This window comes from Psychromonas ossibalaenae ATCC BAA-1528 (assembly GCF_000381745.1).
Classification (GTDB): Bacteria; Pseudomonadota; Gammaproteobacteria; order Enterobacterales; family Psychromonadaceae; genus Psychromonas; species Psychromonas ossibalaenae.
Genome location: NZ_KB907016.1, coordinates 19,702 through 38,008 on the forward strand (window position 1 = coordinate 19,702; position 18,307 = coordinate 38,008).

Annotated in this window: 18 protein-coding genes and 1 pseudogene; 14 read left to right on the forward strand and 5 right to left on the reverse strand. The window is 44.3% G+C overall.

All coding sequences use genetic code 11. From position 1 onward, the window contains the following. Window positions 1-78: 78 nt before the first annotated feature. From G327_RS0118845 to G327_RS0118855, 3 genes are all read left to right on the forward strand, one after another. Window positions 79-357: a helix-hairpin-helix domain-containing protein gene (locus G327_RS0118845; protein ID WP_019616365.1), complete on the forward strand. Its 279-nt coding sequence runs from the start codon at window positions 79-81 to the stop codon at window positions 355-357. A 75-nt stretch (window positions 358-432) separates the two neighbouring features. Then, window positions 433-843, forward strand: a complete 411-nt coding sequence (locus tag G327_RS0118850) for a GNAT family N-acetyltransferase (protein WP_019616366.1) — start codon at window positions 433-435, stop codon at window positions 841-843. Between the two features lie 218 nt (window positions 844-1,061). Beyond that, on the forward strand, window positions 1,062-1,805 hold the full coding sequence (locus tag G327_RS0118855) for a substrate-binding periplasmic protein (RefSeq protein ID WP_019616367.1): 744 nt from the start codon (window positions 1,062-1,064) through the stop codon (window positions 1,803-1,805). A 37-nt stretch (window positions 1,806-1,842) separates the two neighbouring features. Here G327_RS0118855 and rarD read toward each other — a convergent pair whose 3' ends face one another. Both rarD and tesA read right to left on the reverse strand, forming a co-directional pair. Then, window positions 1,843-2,739, reverse strand: a complete 897-nt coding sequence (gene rarD, locus G327_RS0118860) for an EamA family transporter RarD (RefSeq protein WP_026339449.1) — start codon at window positions 2,737-2,739, stop codon at window positions 1,843-1,845. Window positions 2,740-2,957: 218 nt separating this feature from the next. Beyond that, a complete protein-coding gene (gene tesA, locus G327_RS0118865) occupies window positions 2,958-3,560 on the reverse strand; it encodes a multifunctional acyl-CoA thioesterase I/protease I/lysophospholipase L1 (protein WP_019616369.1) in 603 nt (200 codons plus the stop codon). Between tesA and G327_RS0118870 the strand changes: the two genes are divergently transcribed. From G327_RS0118870 to amrS, 8 genes are all read left to right on the forward strand, one after another. Then, window positions 3,559-4,236 carry an ABC transporter ATP-binding protein gene (locus G327_RS0118870; RefSeq protein WP_019616370.1) on the forward strand — a complete coding sequence of 226 codons (678 nt, stop codon included), beginning with the start codon at window positions 3,559-3,561 and terminating at the stop codon, window positions 4,234-4,236. The genes tesA and G327_RS0118870 overlap by 2 nt on opposite strands. Next, window positions 4,233-6,665: an ABC transporter permease gene (locus G327_RS0118875; RefSeq protein ID WP_019616371.1), complete on the forward strand. Its 2,433-nt coding sequence runs from the start codon at window positions 4,233-4,235 to the stop codon at window positions 6,663-6,665. The genes G327_RS0118870 and G327_RS0118875 overlap by 4 nt, the downstream gene beginning before the upstream one ends. A gap of 46 nt (window positions 6,666-6,711) precedes the next feature. Further along, on the forward strand, window positions 6,712-7,380 hold the full coding sequence (locus tag G327_RS0118880; RefSeq protein WP_019616372.1) for a YoaK family protein: 669 nt from the start codon (window positions 6,712-6,714) through the stop codon (window positions 7,378-7,380). A 44-nt stretch (window positions 7,381-7,424) separates the two neighbouring features. Beyond that, window positions 7,425-7,706, forward strand: coding sequence for a hypothetical protein (locus tag G327_RS0118885; RefSeq protein ID WP_019616373.1), 282 nt, complete (start codon window positions 7,425-7,427; stop codon window positions 7,704-7,706). Between the two features lie 29 nt (window positions 7,707-7,735). Then, a complete protein-coding gene (locus tag G327_RS0118890; RefSeq protein ID WP_019616374.1) occupies window positions 7,736-8,521 on the forward strand; it encodes an alpha/beta fold hydrolase in 786 nt (261 codons plus the stop codon). A gap of 84 nt (window positions 8,522-8,605) precedes the next feature. Beyond that, window positions 8,606-10,072, forward strand: a complete 1,467-nt coding sequence (locus G327_RS0118895) for a glutamate-cysteine ligase family protein (RefSeq protein ID WP_019616375.1) — start codon at window positions 8,606-8,608, stop codon at window positions 10,070-10,072. Then, complete coding sequence (locus G327_RS0118900) at window positions 10,069-11,100, forward strand: M14 family metallopeptidase (protein WP_019616376.1); 1,032 nt, start codon at window positions 10,069-10,071, stop codon at window positions 11,098-11,100. The genes G327_RS0118895 and G327_RS0118900 overlap by 4 nt, the downstream gene beginning before the upstream one ends. A 78-nt stretch (window positions 11,101-11,178) precedes the next feature. Beyond that, on the forward strand, window positions 11,179-12,264 hold the full coding sequence (gene amrS / locus G327_RS0118905; RefSeq protein ID WP_019616377.1) for an AmmeMemoRadiSam system radical SAM enzyme: 1,086 nt from the start codon (window positions 11,179-11,181) through the stop codon (window positions 12,262-12,264). Window positions 12,265-12,313: 49 nt separating this feature from the next. Here amrS and glpC read toward each other — a convergent pair whose 3' ends face one another. The 3 genes from glpC to glpA are packed head-to-tail and all read right to left on the reverse strand — an operon-like array spanning window position 12,314 to window position 16,471. Further along, a complete protein-coding gene (gene glpC / locus G327_RS0118910; protein WP_019616378.1) occupies window positions 12,314-13,522 on the reverse strand; it encodes an anaerobic glycerol-3-phosphate dehydrogenase subunit GlpC in 1,209 nt (402 codons plus the stop codon). Further along, a complete protein-coding gene (gene glpB, locus G327_RS0118915; RefSeq protein ID WP_019616379.1) occupies window positions 13,519-14,829 on the reverse strand; it encodes a glycerol-3-phosphate dehydrogenase subunit GlpB in 1,311 nt (436 codons plus the stop codon). The genes glpC and glpB overlap by 4 nt, the downstream gene beginning before the upstream one ends. Continuing rightward, window positions 14,819-16,471 (reverse strand): anaerobic glycerol-3-phosphate dehydrogenase subunit A, encoded by a 1,653-nt coding sequence (gene glpA, locus G327_RS0118920; protein ID WP_019616380.1) that lies wholly within the window; start codon window positions 16,469-16,471, stop codon window positions 14,819-14,821. Before glpA ends, glpB begins: the two co-directional genes overlap by 11 nt. Window positions 16,472-16,743: 272 nt before the next feature. Here glpA and G327_RS25715 point away from each other — a divergent pair. The 3 genes and pseudogenes from G327_RS25715 to G327_RS26615 all read left to right on the forward strand — a co-directional run. Next, window positions 16,744-16,977 (forward strand): annotated as a pseudogene (locus tag G327_RS25715) (DsrE family protein); the annotation flags it as partial. A gap of 130 nt (window positions 16,978-17,107) precedes the next feature. Then, entirely contained in the window at window positions 17,108-17,986 is an 879-nt protein-coding gene (locus tag G327_RS26225) for a cupin domain-containing protein (protein WP_019616382.1), read from the forward strand. 108 nt (window positions 17,987-18,094) lie between these two features. Then, a partial coding sequence (locus G327_RS26615) for a transposase family protein (protein WP_019616383.1) occupies window positions 18,095-18,307 on the forward strand: 213 nt, incomplete at its 3' end.

Below are 18,307 nucleotides of genomic sequence, written 5' to 3' on the forward strand. Positions count from 1 at the left end.
TTTATCTTCTAAATTATGCTCCGTTGAGCCTGAAGTCTTTCAGTCTTTTTAACTTTAAACTGCATTCAGAGGCTTTTTATGAAGTCACCCGACAGGGAAACTGTCAGCAGGCTGGATCAGCTGCCTAATATAGGTAAAGCGATTGCGCGTGATTTAGCCAAGATAAATATAACCCATCCCAGGCAGCTGATCGGTCAAGATGCTTTTGAACTGCATAGACAACTTTGTGAACAGCTGGGCTGGCGCCAGGATTATTGTGTGATTGATGTTTATCTATCAGCAATTGACTATATGGAAGGAGGAGAAGCTAAACCCTGGTGGTTTTATACCAGGCAGCGTAAAGCGCAGATGTCTTAATATTCTCGTCTGCACTGTTTTTAAAAATCCCCTTGACGGATAAATCTTCTTTTGTTTTTTTTGAGTATTATAATAATGACTATGAAAGTTATCCCGGTTTCCAGTGTACAGACATTAGCTGTTCGCCATCAGGTTTTATGGCCTGATAAATCACCTGAATTCTGCAAAGTTGCAGATGACGATAGTGCGCTGCACTTTGCCGTTGTTAAAAATGAACAAATAATCTGTGTCGCATCGCTATTTCCAGACGGGAAAACTGCCAGATTAAGAAAGTTTGCGACGCTGGCGCAGTTTCAGGGACAGGGAGCTGGCCGCATGATGCTTGCTTATATTCTGGACCTTCTTATCAAAAAAGGCTTTTTATTATTCTGGTGTGATGCGCGGCAAAGCGCCTGTGCTTTTTATCAAAGGTTTGGTTTAACCGTCGAGGGAACGCGCTTTTATAAATCTGGTGTCCCTTATTACAAAATGGCGAAGCGGCTTTAACGGCTATTCACCTGCTGATAAAATACTGCCCTACGGATATTTATTGCTTTTATTCGCATTCTTAAAAATTAATTTTTACCTCACTGTGTATTGCCCACCACTTACTCTGAATAATTCATGTTTATTCTTCTTATACTTTATATTAAGCCAGTGTTGATGAAAGGGATAACCTGAAGTCTGTTAATATGAGATGAACGGAAATAATATATGGGAGCATGATGCTGAAATTATTCAAGGTATTGGCAGCCTGCCTGCTGTTAATAACAAATACTGCAAAAAGTGAGCAGGTTATTATGGCCTTCGGTGAAAAAATACCTCCGTTTTGTTTTCCTGAAACGAACAGCGGTATAGAGCTGGAAATTATTGGTGAGGCGTTAGCGTTTCGAGGCCATACTCTTGTGCCTAAATATTTCCCTCTGGCTAGAGTACCTAACGCTTTTATCAATAGACATGTTGATGCCGCTATGACGGATATGGGGGTGGATATGTCGGTCCATGGCGGCTATTACGGCGATCCTGCTGTTCTTTATGAAAATGTATTTATTACCCTGAAAGACCGCCATATTGAAATAAAAAAACCACAAGACCTTTATGAATTGAGCATTATTTCCTTTCAGGGGGCATTAAAACGCTACCCGGAGTGGTTAACTGTGCCCGATAAAAAAAATCATTATAAGGAGCATTCAAACCAGGAGCTACAGCTTCAGACTCTTTATCGGGGACGCTACGATGCTGTTCTGAGTGATCGTAATATTTTCCGTTATTTTATGCTGAAACATAAAACGGATACTGGAGAAGCCTTAAAAGAGATTGATATTCATGAGTTTATACAGCTCAATCCGCTAGATTACCGGCCTCTTTTCAGATCCCCCAAGATTAGGGATGACTTTAATATAGGCCTGAAGCTTTTAAAGCAGAGCGGCCGCTTTCAGGATATCTATGCTAAATATTTAAAAGGGTAGCACTCCCGCTGTATCGACATAAGCTTTGACATGACATTTAATTCAAGACCCTTTTTTTTGATTTAATTACTTTAGTCGCTTCAAGTATACAAAAAACCAGCCCCAGCCAGATGAAACCAAAGCTGATCAGTTTAACCTGATCAAAGACCTCGCCGAATATTAACACTGCAATTAAAAACTGCAGACTCGGCTCTATATACTGGGTTAAACCTATCGAAGATAAACTGGCTCTGTCGACAGCAAAAGAGAATAAAATCATCGGTGCTAATACCGCAGGAGCCATACCGATATACAGCAGCTGTTGAGCGCTGGTTGTCGAAAAGAAGTCACTTTCTCCGCTAAAATATAACCAGCCCATATATATCAGCGCCAAAGGCATCAATAAAATCACTTCAATAGTAATGGACATAAACGAATCGAATTTAATGTATTTTTTTATTAATCCGTAAACAGCAAATGCACCGGCCATAATCAGTGACAGCCAGGGCAGTTCTCCGTAACTGTATACCTGGTAGCTGATACCTAAAACTGCCAGTACAACGGCTGTTTTTTTAGCCCAGCTTAAACGTTCCCCTAAAATAGCGACAGCTAGGGCAATAGAACAGAGCGGGTTGATAAAATAACCTAAACTGGCGGCTAAAACATCCCCTCTGCTTGATGCCTCAGTAAAAGCCCATAGAGAAATTAATCCGCATAAACCGGCTAAGAAACAGAGAAATAAAGATTTTTTATCTGCTAATAAGGTTTTTATTGGGGTATGAGTGGCGGCCATAAAATGCATTGCTAGAAGCATAATCGGTACAGAGAATATAATTCTGACCGCCAGGATCTCAAAAACATCCGCTGAGGAAAGCAGACTGAAGTACAGAGGTAATAATCCCCAGAACGTGAAGGCAAATACTGCCAGTAAATTGCCGTTATTACGAAGTTTCATAGGCGGACCAGAAAACATTGAAGCAGTGTGCGCTATCTAACGCAGTACAGCTTAAAAGGTAAAAAAAGTAATGATACGCATTAACTGCGCTCAATTGTGTTGTAAAATAAAGCATATCTCGCAGATAAGCAAAATATCCGCGGTAATAAAATGAAAAATTTTTGAAGTAAATAATTAACCTGTATAATCAATGAATTAGAATGTCACCTTGCTGTTTATCATTTCAGGTAAGGGGTTAATTCTTTTGCCATAAATTGAGCTATCCAGGGCTGCGCCTGCACGGTCGGATGCAGGCCGTCTTTCATCATCCATTGCGGTTTTAAAATCACCTGTTCGAGAAAAAACGGGAGTAAAGGAACTGCGTGTTTTTCGCTCAATTTAGGGTAAAGTGAGCTGAACGCCTGCGAGTATCTTTTTCCGTAGTTAGGCGGGACTTCGATCTGCATTAGAATGACCTGTGCATTTTGTGCTTTGATCAGCATAATCATCTTTTCTATATTTGCCGTAACAGCCGCCGGGGAAAAACCGCGTAAGCCGTCATTTGCGCCTAGCTCAATTAATACCGAGGCCGGTTTATGCTGTGCCAGTAAGTCTGGTAAACGTGCTAAACCGTTGCCGCTTGTATCGCCTGAAATACTGGCGTTAATCACATCCCTGGATTTATTATGCTTATCCAGCTGCTCGTTCAGCAAAGATGGCCAGCTCTGTTCAATAGGCATATTATAACCAGCGCTCAGGCTGTCACCTAGAATCATAAGTGTTGTGCTGTTTGCCAGGGCCGGAAACAGCAGAATAAAAATAAAGGATAATATTTTTGTCATGTCAAAGTCCATTATAAAAGCAAGCTCAGTGGCTAAATCGGTTCTTTCAAATGAAACAGAGCTATCAATTTTAGAAGATATCTCATTTGAAATCTCATCTGGTGAAACTATCGCTATTATTGGCACATCAGGGGCAGGTAAATCAACCTTAATGACATTATTGGCTGGATTAGATATTCCCAGTTCAGGTGAAATTGAACTGCTGGGGCAGCCGTTATCTTTATTAGATGAAGAGCAGCGCGCTAAGATCCGCAGTGAATCAATTGGTTTTGTTTTTCAGAACTTCTTATTAATTCCGTCATTAAACGCACTGGAAAATGTCACCTTACCGGCTGTTTTACGTGGTGATGGGGAGGATACGGCTAAAGCACGCCGGCTGCTGCAGTCAGTGGGTTTATCCGGGCGGGAAACACATCTGCCGGCGCAGTTGTCGGGCGGTGAGCAGCAGCGCGTGGCATTAGCTCGTGCGTTTATGACTCAGCCGGAAATTTTATTTGCTGACGAGCCTACAGGTAACCTGGATCAGCATACCGCAGAAAATATCATCGATCTGCTGTTTGCAATGAACCGGGATCACGGCACAACGCTGGTTTTGATTACTCATGATACGGTGCTGGCAGGACGCTGTGAACGTCTTCTGACTATCGATGCCGGCCGATTAGTGGAGCAGCAGTGAAAAACATAAACCCCTCTACTGGTTATAAAATGGTTTTCCGCTGGAGCTGGCGGGAAATCTGGTCGGGACAGCTGTGGCCGGTGACCGCTGCACTTACTTTGATTGTTGCCTGCGTGGTCGCGTTATCAGCATTAGCTGTTCGTGTTGAAAAAGTAATGACAGATCAGGGACGCTCCATGATGGCAGCTGATCTGGTATTTCATTCTGCGAACCCGGTTCCACAACTGCTGTTGTCAGATGCGCAGGACTTAGAGCTAAGTGTGTCGCGGCAGATCCGCTTTCAGACTATGGCATTCAGCGATAACAATATGCAGCTGGTCAGTGCTAAAGCGGTGCAGAGCAGTTATCCGCTTCGCGGTGATTTAGTCTTAACCGGAGCTGCAGGTTTACAAAAAAGCAGCGTGCAGCCTGGTGAATTGTGGCTTGCTGAACGTCTGTTTTCTTTATTAGATGTAAAAGTAGGCGATATTGTTGCGGTTGGTGATGCGGATCTGCAGGTTTCCGGGAGAATTGAAGCGCAGCCGGAACTGGCTTATAACCCTTTTAGAACCATGCCCAGCGTATTTATCCATTATTCTGATCTGGATAAAACCGGTGCGGTGCAGTTAGGCAGCCGGGTGCAGTACCGTATCTTTTTTAATGGTGAAAATGACGCGTTGACGCAGCTTCAGCAGGATCATCAAGCACAGACAGGCGACTCCTGGATCAGTGAGAAAAATCAAGGCAGAAGCGCAGATTTAATTATTAAAGCCAAGCAGTACTTATCTCTTACTATTTTAATGGTGATATTAATGGCATCGGTCACTCTGGTGCTGACCTGTCGTCATTATGCGGCCAGTCGAGCCGAATCAGTGGCAATGCTTAAAAGTATGGGCGCAGGCAGAAGCTGGCTGCGCAGCTGGTTATTCTCACAAGCTGCTATTATGTTTCTCTGCAGCTTATTTTTCGGTTCCCTGTTTGGTATTGCTTTAGAATTATTATTGCGCCTGCCTCTGCAGGGCATTCTACCTGATGTGCTACCGGGTTACGGTTGGAAACCTTTTGCTTTTGGCTGCTCAGTTTCGCTGCTGATCGGTCTGCCGGCTTTGGGGATTCCGCTACTGCGTCTGCTGGATACGCCGGCGATAGCGGTACTACAGAAGCAGGCCGGCAAGGCTTCTAAAAAACACTGGTGGCTGGCATCTGCTCCGGCGGCTGCTTTTTTACTGTTTTATGGCGGCAGTGCATTAGTGTGGATGGTCTGCCTGGGGCTGATTCTGTTATTTTTAGTGCTTGCCGGCATCAGTTATGCCCTGTTGCATCTGCTTAGCCGTGGAAAATGGGGGGCCGCCATGAAACTGGCATTAAGCCGTATTAAACGCTCCCCGCAAACCAGTATGATGCAGCTGGCTGCATTATCAGGATCATTAATGCTGCTGGCGGTTATCTGGCTGGTACGCGCGGATCTGCTGGGGGACTGGCAGCAGACGCTGCCGCCAGATGCTGCTAATGTTTTTGCGATTAATATTGCTCCAGAAGAACAGCAGCAGTATCTGCAGGAACTGGATAATAACAGCATAGAAAGATCGGATGCCTATCCTATTATTCGCGGGCGTCTGACTCATATAAATGATCTTAATGCTAAAGATAAAGCTGCTGAAAACGATCCGGATGTGCATGCCTTGCGCCGCGAAATTAACTTTACCTGGGCAGAAAAACTGCCCGTTTATAATGATATTACTGCCGGGAAATGGACTCCGAAAAATTCCGTTTCTATCGAGGCCACTCTGGCTGCTGATCTGGGGGTTTCCGTAGGAGATAAATTAAGTTTTTCGGTTAATAGCCAGCTGTTCAGCGCTCGGGTAAATTCCATTCGCAGCGTACAGTGGCAAAGCATGAAACCCAACTTCTATTTCATTTTTAGTAAAGATATGATTGAGCAGATGCCGGCAACCTGGCTGGTCAGTTTTCGTATAGATGAAAAACAGATCCCTGTCTTGAATCAGCTTGCACGGGATTATCCGACGGTGACTTTATTAGATTTTCGTACGATGGGAGAGAAAATTCAAAGCATGCTGGTACAGATTACCTGGTCATTAAGTGTGTTAGGCGGGCTAGGGGTGATCAGCGGTATATTACTGATTTTTACCCTGCTGCGCTTAAGTTTGAAACAGCGTCAAAATGAAATAACCTTGTACCGTACATTAGGAGCAAGCAGAAAGTCTATCAGTCAGACGTTATGGAGTGAATATGGTGTGATGGCGGCCGCTGCCGGGGCTGCTGCCGTAGCCGGCGCTGAAGCACTGCTCTTTAGTCTGGTGAAATGGGGATTTCAGTTACAGCCGAGCATACATATTGGTATGTGGTTTGCCCTGCCTGCTTTAGCAGTAGTGATTGTATTTATCAGTTTAAAGAGTGTTATTCAGCAATTGTTAAAACCATTAAAGTAACAGCCACTTGCGGTCGTGGCATTTGTAATTATTTCAGGAATATAAATTGTTAAGAAAATTACCCCGCTGGGTCGAGTACGGCGCGTTTACCCTGGCATTATTAGCCGGTACTGTAAATGCGGTAGGCCTGCTTGGTTTTCAGCATCAGTCTGTTTCGCATTTATCAGGAACAACAACCATGATAGGAGCAGAGTTGTTTTCATTTTCCAGTAGCCTGCCCCACCTTAGCGGGATTTTGTTTAGCTTCTTATTAGGCTCTGCGCTTTCCGGATATTTTATTTCCAGTGAATCAGTCAAGCTGGGACGAAACTATGATCTTTTGCTGGTGATTGAAGGTCTACTTCTGCTGGTTGCTATTTTTTTCTTAGATAAGCATGCACCGCTTGGACACTATTTGGCATCGGCAGCCTGTGGACTACAAAATGCGTTGGCGACCCGCTACAGCGGTGCAGTGGTGAGGACGACGCATGTAACTGGAATTTTTACGGATCTAGGTATTATGTTAGGCGGAGCACTTCGTGGGGAGGCGTTTGATAAAAGAAAATGTATATTATTCTGTCTTATTCTGCTCGGGTTTATACTCGGTGGTGCAGTCGGGGCTTACCTGTTTCAGAGCTTTCAGTTTATGGCGTTAATTTTTCCTGCGGGAATCTGTTTTATGCTGGCTGTCTCCTATCGTTTGTATTCCGTCAGGCAAAGAAAAGTTTCGCGATAATGGCAGACTTATTGTTTATCTAACTTGTATTTAGGGAATTCAAAATGCCGAAAAAACTGTTAAGAAACCAGTTTTTTTTATTGTTACTGCTGACGCTCCTTAATTTGTATGTGTATTATTTTATTGGTGTTGAAGCACCGCAAGATCCGCAGGATTATTGCGCTGCAACAACCCTGTCGACGGGGCCATGTATTGCTGATTTACCTGGTGAGTTCGCCAGGGGGGCCGTACTGCAGCTCAGCCTGATATTTTTTGTTTGTTTCCCGTTGTTATCTATTATTTTAGGTAGGGTATATTCAGCAGTTAGCGTCTGTTGGAAGCGTTGATTTTTACTTAAGTTGCCAGGAAACTTGTAATGCCTAAACTGCACTCGAATGGAATTAACCTTTATTACGAAATCCATGGAGCAGGGCAGCCGCTGCTGTTTATTCATGGCTTGGGATCCAGTACTTGTGACTGGGAACTGCAGATTGAGGAGTTTTCCAGATCATATCAGGTTATCACCTTTGATTTACGAGGCCATGGACGATCTGATAAACCCGCCGGCCCCTATACTATGTCGATGCTTGCTGCAGACTGCATCGGACTGATGCAGGGGCTGGGCGTTGAAAAGGCTCATGTAGTCGGCTTGTCCTTAGGCGGTTGTATCGCTTTTCAGCTTGCTATAGACGCGCCGCAGTTAGTTAGGACTCTGACTGTTATAAATGCTGTTCCAGAGTTGGTCGCGCATACCTTTAAGGAGCGTCTAGAAATATATTTGAGACTGCTGATTGTGTCTTTATTCGGTATGCGTAAAACGGGGCAAATATTGAGTCGGCGTCTGTTTATAAAACCTCAACAGGAAAAGCTGCGTCGAACTTTTACTGCACGGTGGGCTGAAAATGACCAGCAGGCTTACCTGGCCGCGTTAAAAGCGATGATCGGTTGGAGCGTCACTGCTCGGCTTGCAGAGATTGACTGTCCCGTGCTGATTATAACCTCGGATCAGGATTATACACCAGTGGCGGTCAAGGCTGCGTACACAGAAAAACTAAGCAATGCACAGCTTGTGGTTATTGCCGACTGTCGCCATGCGCTGCCCGTTGAGCAGCCTCTGCTTCTGCATTCTGCTTTAACAGGGTTTCTGGTGAAACAGAGTTAACTACAGCTGATTTAAGTGTGCCCTGAAATTAAATAACTGGCTATTTTGTACTATATATATAAGGAAACGACCGGGAGATAAATTTTGAGCCGCTGCGGGAAACTCGACATTGACAGTTTCAATAAACGCCTGATATCGCAGCTTGATATTCTGCATCAGGTATTGAATACGTCTGGATTTGGTGAAGGTGAATTATCTCTGGGGGCTGAACTTGAAACGAATATCGTCAACCGTGACGGTATTGCTCAATACTTGAATCATGAACTTCTGGATTCGTGTCAGGATCCACGTTTAACACTAGAGTTAAACCGCTATAATCTGGAATTAAATTTAACACCGGTGCCGGCTTCGGGAACCCCTTTTACAAGTATCGGTAATGAGATCCTGTCAATCCTTAAGGCGGTTAATCAAGCCGCGCAAAAAAACAGTGCTGAGCTGGTGGCTATCGGCATTCTGCCGACACTACGGCAGCAGGATTTATGTAAAAGCGTTGTTTCTGACAATTACCGCTATAAATTTTTTGCCAGTGAGTTGTCTGCGCGTCGAGGCAGTCAGTTTAAACTGCAGATTGACGGTGAAAACCCTTTTGCAGTAGAGACAGATACTATTGCCTACGAAGGGGCGGGTACATCACTGCAGCTGCATTTAAGGGTGTCGCCTGCGCGTTTTGCTAATGTCTATAATGCAGTGCAGCTGGTCAGCCCTGCTGTTCTGGCCTATGCGGCTAACTCGCCTTGTCTGCTCGGGCATTTTTTGTGGGATGAAACCCGTATTGCGCTGTTTAAGCAGTCAACAGATACGCGTGTTCATCAGCATCAGTGGCGTGAACCGCCGCGGGTGAATTACGGGTCAGGCTGGAACCGTCATGGTCTGCATGAACTTTTTGCGGAAAATGTTAGTTTATATTCTCCTCTATTTACCCAGGGATTTGCACAGGATGCTGCAGCTGTCTGGGCAAAAGGACAACCTCCACGATTCGATGAGTTAATGCTTCATCAGGGCACTGTATGGAGCTGGAATCGCGGCATTTACGATTATCATAATAATGGGCATGTCAGAATTGAAGCCCGTACGCTGCCGGCAGGCCCTACCGTGGCAGATATGATGGCAAATTCAGCGGTTTTAACCGGTCTGGCTTACGGCTTAGAAGATAATATTGAACAGCTGATTGCGCGTCTGCCGTTTAAACATGCGAAATATAATTTTTACCGGGCGGCGCAGAGCGGCATAGATGCAAAATTAATCTGGCCGGATCCTAAAAATAACAGACTGATAGAAACAAGCCCTGCTTATATTTTAAGCCGTTTAATGCCCTACGCTAAACTGGGGCTGCAGAAAATAGGTCTAAACGAGGTGGAAATCAGTTCTCATCTCAATCTTTTCCAGCAGCGGATTGAAGCTAATACCAGCGGTGCCCGCTGGCAGCGTCAAATGACGGCTGAATATGAAAAGTCAGAAACTCGCCATGACGCTCTGCACCTGATGTTTGCCAAATATCGTCTTTTTCAAGATAACAATATCGCTGTCAGCGACTGGGATTTAAATAAATGAATACACATTCACAGCAGCTGCAGGTGGGGATTTACGACAGCCGTGAGCTTAACGGAGAGGGAGATATTGCTGACTTTCTCTCGCAGTTCAAGCGTTATTCTGCGCTGATTTTATTTAAAGGCAAAGATTCACAGCGGCCCTGCCGCATAATTACAACTCTGCTCCACGGTAATGAACCTTCCGGCGTTTATGCACTGCAGCGTTTAATTACTAATCAGACACAGCCGATTTGTGATACTTATGTTTTTGTGGCATCTGTCCGCGCAGCAACCGCTGAGCCGTTATTTTATTTTCGAATGCTGCCGGAGCATAGGGATCTGAATCGTTGTTTTTCCGATATTAACATTAGTGATCAGCAGGGCGCATTAGCGCTGTATATTAAAGAATTTATCCGCGGCAAGCGGCCTGAGCTGTTGATGGATATGCATAATACCTCAGGTGAAAGCCCTGCATTCAGCGTGTCGCATGTGCAGGACAGGCGGCATGCTTCTTTATGCCTGTTATTCAGTCCGTTTATTATTCATTCTACAATTAAAGTCGGTGCCTTGTTCGAGCAGGATTTTAACTGTCCTAATGTCACCATAGAATGCGGCGGCGCTGCTAATGAAATGTCACATGAAATTGCCTATACGGGACTGCACCGCATATTTCGTGCGGAAATATCAGAATTGAAAGGGGAAGCCGAATCACCTGTATGGCTGAACAATCCTTTAAGGTTAGAATTAAAAGCTGATACCAAACTCGCTTATGCCGACAGTCCCTGCCCGCAGGCGGATCTGACTCTGCCGCTGGATATAGATTCGCATAACTTCGGGGTGTGGGGGGCGGACAGGCCACTGGGCTGGCTGGGAGATAGAGGGATGAATATCTTTACCGTCAAAGGAGCGCAGGGTAAGGATCATTTAGCAGATCTGTTTACCTGCCGTAATAGACAGCTGTTTCCTGCCGTCTCACTGCACCTGTTTATGATAACCAACCGTGCCGATATTGCGCTGTCGGACTGTCTCTTATACGCCGTTCCCTGCTGACTTGTCTACTGCTGAAAATATGGCCTGCTGTCCAGGTTAGCTATACTCTAGATATATATGATATTTGGGGATGTGAAAATGAATAAGCTGCCGGTTGAGTTTTTTCCTACCCGTTTCTGGCATAAAAGCCATGACGACCTGGTTAGCTGTGATGTCTGTCCCCGTCATTGTCATCTGCGTGAAGGTAAGCGTGGGACCTGTTATGTGCGTATGAATCATCACGGAAAAATCGTGCTCACCAGTTACGGACGTTCATCGGGTTTTTGTATCGATCCTATTGAGAAAAAGCCGTTGAATCATTTCTACCCCGGTTCACGGGTGATGTCGTTCGGTACCGCCGGCTGCAACCTTACCTGTCAATTCTGCCAGAACTGGGAGATCAGTAAATCCCGTCAGGTTGATACGCTTTGTGACAGCGCGATGCCGCAGCAGCTGGCGCTGGCTGCTAAAAATCAAGGCTGTAGAAGCCTGGCTTTTACCTATAACGATCCGGTGATCTTTATGGAGTATGCGGTTGATGCAGCCCTGGCAGCTAAAGCATTAGGGCTTAAGAGTGTTGCAGTGAGTGCCGGTTATATGTGTGAGCAGCCCAGAATCGAGTTTTATCGCCACATGGATGCTGCTAATATTGATTTAAAAGGCTTTACTGAGGACTTTTACCATAAAATATGCCACGGTCAGCTGCAGCCGGTTCTTGATACTCTGCTGTATCTTAAGCATCAGACTAATGTCTGGTTTGAAATTACCACCCTGCTGATCCCCGGTGAAAATGACAGCTCCCAGGAATTACATCAGATGTGTTTGTGGATAGCTGAAAACCTCGGCGCGGATGTACCTCTGCATTTTAGTGCTTTTCATCCGGATTTTAAGATGAAGGATAAACCCTGCACGCCGCTGGCAGCGCTGCTGCGGGCAAGAAAGATTGCTCTGAGTTACGGACTGCACTATGTGTACTGCGGTAATGTACATGACAGCGAGTCAGACAGTACCTATTGTCCAAACTGTGGCAGCCTGGTGATTGAAAGGGACTGGTATCAGCTGGGCTTGTATAATATTGATCAATCTGGGCATTGTTTACACTGCGGGCATCTATTAGCAGGATGCTTTGCCGGGCCTAAAGAGGAATTTGGACGGCAGCGCATTCCAGTAAGAATGGGGGATTGATAACTAGTCGACCGTACTGCGTTCAGCAGTACGGTGCCGTTTATTAGATTTACACAGTTAAACCTTGCGCTAATAAGTTAATCGGGTGAATCGTTTTTAAGTGAGTGTTTTCCTCTATCTGCCATTTGCATGTTTCACAGTCGGTAATTGCATAATCAGCATCTGAATTTTTGATTGTCTCAAAGAGATGTTTACCGATCTTCATGGATACATCGTAGTTCTCTTTTTTAAAACCATAGGTGCCGGCAAGACCGCAGCATTCGCTCTCCAGAACAATGACTTTTAAACCGGGAATGGCCCGCAGCAGCTCAATGGTAAAAATAGCCAGACCGCTTCGTTCTAAATGGCAGGGGGTATGGTAAACAATGGTTTTGTTTATCTCTTTGAGTTTTGGTGCGTTGCCGTTCATAAACTCACGCAGCAAAAATGAGGTGATATATTCAATTTTATCCACGACTTGACTGTTATCTACATCCAGCACATGCGGGTATTCCTGTTTTAAGGTAAATGAACAGGTGGAAGAGGTCGATAAAATCGGCGTATTAAACTTCTCGACTGCCTCGGTCATATTTTTTACATTAAAACGTGCATTCTTACGTGCTTTATCGTGAAATCCGTTGGCAATTAACGGTACGCCGCAGCATTTTTCTTTGTTTAATAATTTAAGCCCGATATTCATGGCATTTAATACTTTGAGCAGATCTTTACCCAGATCCGGATCATTATAATTAACGTAACAGCCGTGGAAATAACTGACCTGACGCGGGTATTGTTCCTGATCCGGGGCATTCTTTTTGAACCAGTTTCTAAAGGTACCTAGTGAATATTTGGGCAGCGCTTTATGCTTATCAATGCCTATGGTTTTATGCATCACTGTTTTAATGATTTGTGAATCGGTTATTTTATTAACAATAGGCGCAAAGGGGGTCGATAGTGTGCCGAACAGGTCCGTCTGGCTTAAAATGAAATCTCTCATCAACTTAGGATTAATAACTTTCTTTTCAAACTTTCCTCTGGCAACGGCGATAATATCACCCACATTAACGTTCGATGGGCAGGCGGTTTCACAGCGTTTGCAGTTGGTGCACAGTTTTAATGCCTGATCATAATAATCCAGACTTTTTATACGCAGGCGTGCGCCGTCAGGCCCGCACTCTTTAGGGCCCGGATAATTCGGGTTAGCTTTTGCAACGGGGCAGTACACGGTACAAATAGTACATTTAATGCATTTTTCAAAACTGTTTTGCGCGATATTCATCTGTTCACTCCGCTGTTATTAAGCATCTGGTTTACCGAGTAATAGCCGGTGCTGATGGCAACACCGCTGCCGCACCCCTGTGCTATCGGATCATAGCCTGCGAGACTTGATCCCGTGCAGAACAGATTATTAACCACAACCCCTTTGTGCATCGGATTGAATGTCGCGTTAGTTTTAATGCCTATGGATAAAAACGGATGGGATTTTTGTGAAAAAAACTGCTCCTGATGCCATGATTTTCTGTCCTCAATATTACTTAAATCTAAATCAAAAACAGGCTCTTTAATCTGGTTGTAATGAGCTTTAAAACCTTTACTGAAAAAGCTGCCGGACGCCAGAATGAAATTAGCGGCGGTTAACGGCATCTCTTTAAAGTTGCGCGTATAGATGCTTTTAAGGTGCAGTGTTCCACCTTCTTCTGCCATTTCACCTTTAGTCACCTGATCGCCTTTTAACAGCGAACCGCCGTTATTGATAAACAGTCTGCTCATTGCCTCTTCAAGGCGAATACCCAGCAAAGAGGGGGGCATAGTCGGTACTTCGTGGATGGTTAAGCCGGTTAATTCATGCAGTTTATTGAGTACTGCCAGTCCGTCGCCATTGCCGGTAACGGCAGGTAAAATCAGGATATCGTCAGGTGATGCGATTTTTTTTAATTTATCGGCGAATGATCTGACTTCATGCTCATCACTTAAAATACGGGCGATATCAATTGAGCGTAATTCACATGGATTTCTTTTTAATCCGGAAAATCCGTCAATTGAAACCGAAGCATTTTTTATTTTAATGTCTTTAAACTCCGGGATCTGATTTAAATTGTCGGTCACCATTTTAGAATTAAAATCTCTAAAATTATCAATCTGCACAACAATAATGCGCTGCACTTTATGCTCTTCAAGTCTAACGGGCAGCTGATAAATATAAGGTTGTGACATCCAGGTTGATTTTAATGTGCCCAGCGGTGTGATACGGAAATGATTATCGCCGTTTTCCTGGTGAGTTAAAGGAATACCGGCTGAAGATAATATTTTTTTATACCAGTCAAGTGATTCGAAAAGTATCTCTTTGCCGACTTTACTGTAGGGATGATCTGGAAACTCCCGGGCAAATTTTTCAAAGACAGCTTCAGGATTACGGATAATTTTTCCCGTCGGGGTATGTGAAAGCAGATCAATGGAGCCCGATGAAAAATGCAGGGCACTTTGACCGTTGGAGATAATTGCCGTTTTTAATCCCGCTTCAAGGCAGCGCAGGCCGGCTGTATATCCTGCAATACCGCCGCCGATAATGATGCTGTCAAATTTCATAATATTCCTTTTTTTCATCGTTTTGTGCTGTGCCGAGAAGAGTGACATCGGCTGCGCCGAACAGTCCTTCATATATCCAGTAAGTGAACTCGGCCTCTCTAAGCGCGTCATCAAATAAAACCGGTTTGATGCCCTTCCACCTTTCCTCTAAAAAATGGATCAGCAGTTTGCTCGAATCATGGCCGCTGCATTGCCCGTATTCACAAAACAGTCCAGAAGCGCGGTAGGTACATAATTCCCCCTGACATGAGCCCATACCGAGGCGTGTGCGTCTTCTTAGATCGACCAGATTAGTGACATCTAATTTTTTGATGGCATATTCAATTTCACCCACGGAAACCATTTCACATTCACAGACAATGGATTTTCCTTTGGCGCTTTGATCAAATAACTGCACCGCTTTTTCGCCATGACGATAAGCGGCTGCTTTAGAGGTTAGCGCTGTTTTTTTCCGGGGCTGTTTATCCGTTCTTTCAACGGAACCCGGCAGCGGTTGTAAGTGAGTGGTACAAGGTGAGTTGTTACCTAATTTTTCAGCCACAACATCTGTGGTCATTTCTGCCATTAATCGGCAGGTCATCAGTTTTCCGCCGAGAATACTGGTCAGTCCGGTTAATCCATCGCGTTTGGCGTGGTCCAGTAAAACAATGCCGCGGCTGATATTACGGCCGTTGCCGCCGCTTACATCAACTAAAGGACGGACACCGGCATAAGCGCGTAAAATTCGGGTTTGTTCTAATATTGGTGCTAATTTAGCGCCTTCTTCAATTAATATATTGACCTCTTGATCTGTGACCCGCAGCGAGTCTATTTCGCAGTAGTCAATTTCTTCTGAGGTTGTTCCGATTAATGAAATCGAATCACCCGGCACCAGAATATCGGCATCTGCGGGTTTGCGGCAGCGGTTAATGACCAGATCATTAATGCGGTGCTCTAATACCAGCAGAGAGCCTTTTGCCGGGAACATCTGCACATCCAGCTCTGCATACTGGCAGATGTTTTTCCCCCAGATACCGGCTGCATTAATCACTTCATTTGCAAATATTTCAAATTTTTCATTAGTGCGCACATTAAGGCAGGAGGCGCCGATAATACGTTCACCGACCCGGATAAATGACTGCACAATGGAGTAGGTAAAAATCTGTGCGCCGTGTTGTTTAGCATCTAATACATTTGATGCGCATAAACGAAAAGGATCTAATGTGCCGTCGGGTACTTTGACCGCACCTAATAAACTTGGGTTTACATTCGGCTCTAACTTGAGCGCCTCTTCAGGTGTAAGTTTTTGTGTGTCTATGCCTACACTGGTGCATGCGTGTATAAAGGTACTTTGAAAACTCAGGTCATCTTCAGGCAGGGTGATAAATAAGCCGTCGGTCTGATCGACACAATGACTGGCTATTTTTCTGAGGATTTTATTTTCTTGAATACATTCATGGGCAGACTCAGAATCAGTGACCGCATAGCGTGCACCTGAATGCAGCAGGCCGTGATTACGGCCCGTTGTTCCCGATGCAATATCATTTTTATCCAGCAGCATACATTTTATACCGCGTAATGCGCAATCGCGCATAATACTTGTACCGGTCGCACCGCCACCGATAATTAAAACTTCTGTTTCAAAACGGCTTATATGTCCCATAATTCATCCAATTAGTCTGCCCAGTTAACTACTTATGATTATGGCTAACAAAAATAATTTATTAAGTGATCTATATCGCAAATGTTCGTTCGCGCATTTATTTGCTTGTTTATCGAGCTTTTTATGGTTGTTTTAAGGCCGATATTAAGACTCTGTGATTTACCACAGGCTGTTTTTACGAAACGTATAATTTTTAATTAAAGTCTCATTTACTTTTTTGAGATAAGACAAGACGGCTGGTTTTGATTTTGATTTAATATGATGGGCCTTACGGTTCTGAAAAAACATTCAATGCGCTGAGTTTGGCATTAAATATTAAAGAGCAGCATGAAGGAAATGTGAGACTTAAACTCTTTTTGATGTCCGACGCGGTGACTGCCGCACCGCACAATCAACGCCCGTCAGAAGGTTATAATATTGAGCAGATGTTAGAGATACTGCTGGCGCAGGGAACAGGTATCAAGCTGTGCAGGACCTGCTGTGAGGATCGCGGGGTAACAGAGTAAAGCCTGATTGAAGGTATCCGGATCGGTACTTTAATTGATTTATCACAGTGGACATTTGATGCACATAGAGTAATGACATATTAAACCTTAGTGCAAAGAAGTTTTATCCAAACATTATTTAGGAAGTAATATGAAGCAGTCAGCAGAAACTTGTATTTTTTATATCGCTCTAGAAAGTCAGCTTGCCGGCATTCTTCAGGAAACGTCGTATAGTGATCCGAGCTTAAGCGCCGAGGGATTTATCCATTTCTGCAGCAGCAGTCAGGTTGATGCAGTAGTGGAAGCTTTTTACCCGAATCAGCAGGATCTCAAGCTGTTAGTTGTTGATGTCAGCCTGCTGCGCTCTGAACTTCTTTTTGAAGCACCAAGCGGCAGCTTACCCGATGATTTTCCTAAACAGCAGCTGTTTCCGCATTTATACGGTCCTTTAAATATAGATGCGGTTATTGATGTTGTTGACTTAAAATGCTTTAACCACAAACCTGTGCACCCTGATACCGCAGCTGTACTGCGTCATTACCGTTTTACCAGACTGCCTGTTGAAGGAACATTGTTTAAAAGCACCTGGCGAGGAGCTCCGACATCAGTGGAGCAGGGACCTTCTGGAACTGCGATGATCGGGCTTTATGCTAATGAGCCTGAAAGTTTGTCGTGTTTCCATAAGCTTGATTATGACGAGATCTGGCACGTATATGGCGGTGATCCTTTTACGCTTTATCTGTTTTATGCGGACGGGCGGACTGAAGAAATAACCATGGGTCTGGATATTATGCAGGGACAGCATGTTCAATATGTTATTCCGGCAGGTGTATGGCAGGCCGGCTGTCTTAATGAAGGAGGTCGTTATGCTTTATTCGGCTGTACTATGGCTCCTGGTTTTACCGGAAGTTGTTTTGAGGCTGGGCTGGCTTGTGAACTGCTGGAGCAGTATCCCGATAAAGCTGCAGTTATAAATAAGATGTCAGTTAATGGAGGACATAAAACGATGCCGAAGGGCTTTGCTGATTAAAATAAATTTCTCTTCATTAAAGCACGGCAAGATCATTATAAATTGAACTTTTCCTCCAACTAGCGATCTGATCACCATATACTAACAATTCGCTATTTGGTGATAATAATGAGCGCTACTTTTTTGAAATACTTCGATTCCATCTCAGACCCTCGTATTGAACGATGTAAGAAACATAATTTACTCGATATTCTTTTACTCGCTATTAGTGCCGTTATGTCTGGCTCTGAAGGCTGGGAGGATATTGAAAACTTCGGCCATATAAAGCTTGATTGGCTTCGTCAATATCGTCCTTTTGAATCCGGGATACCTCGGCATGAC

Coding starts and splice junctions, on each gene's coding strand:
- glpB (WP_019616379.1), bottom strand. CDS start 14,829: ATGAAATTTGACAGCATCATTATCGGCGGCGGTATTGCAGGATATACA.
- G327_RS0118890 (WP_019616374.1), top strand. CDS start 7,736: ATGCCTAAACTGCACTCGAATGGAATTAACCTTTATTACGAAATCCAT.
- tesA (WP_019616369.1), bottom strand. CDS start 3,560: ATGACAAAAATATTATCCTTTATTTTTATTCTGCTGTTTCCGGCCCTG.
- G327_RS0118870 (WP_019616370.1), top strand. CDS start 3,559: ATGTCAAAGTCCATTATAAAAGCAAGCTCAGTGGCTAAATCGGTTCTT.
- amrS (WP_019616377.1), top strand. CDS start 11,179: ATGAATAAGCTGCCGGTTGAGTTTTTTCCTACCCGTTTCTGGCATAAA.
- glpA (WP_019616380.1), bottom strand. CDS start 16,471: ATGGGACATATAAGCCGTTTTGAAACAGAAGTTTTAATTATCGGTGGC.
- G327_RS0118850 (WP_019616366.1), top strand. CDS start 433: ATGACTATGAAAGTTATCCCGGTTTCCAGTGTACAGACATTAGCTGTT.
- G327_RS0118885 (WP_019616373.1), top strand. CDS start 7,425: ATGCCGAAAAAACTGTTAAGAAACCAGTTTTTTTTATTGTTACTGCTG.
- G327_RS0118900 (WP_019616376.1), top strand. CDS start 10,069: ATGAATACACATTCACAGCAGCTGCAGGTGGGGATTTACGACAGCCGT.
- glpC (WP_019616378.1), bottom strand. CDS start 13,522: ATGAATATCGCGCAAAACAGTTTTGAAAAATGCATTAAATGTACTATT.
- G327_RS26225 (WP_019616382.1), top strand. CDS start 17,108: ATGAAGCAGTCAGCAGAAACTTGTATTTTTTATATCGCTCTAGAAAGT.
- rarD (WP_026339449.1), bottom strand. CDS start 2,739: ATGAAACTTCGTAATAACGGCAATTTACTGGCAGTATTTGCCTTCACG.
- G327_RS0118845 (WP_019616365.1), top strand. CDS start 79: ATGAAGTCACCCGACAGGGAAACTGTCAGCAGGCTGGATCAGCTGCCT.
- G327_RS0118855 (WP_019616367.1), top strand. CDS start 1,062: ATGCTGAAATTATTCAAGGTATTGGCAGCCTGCCTGCTGTTAATAACA.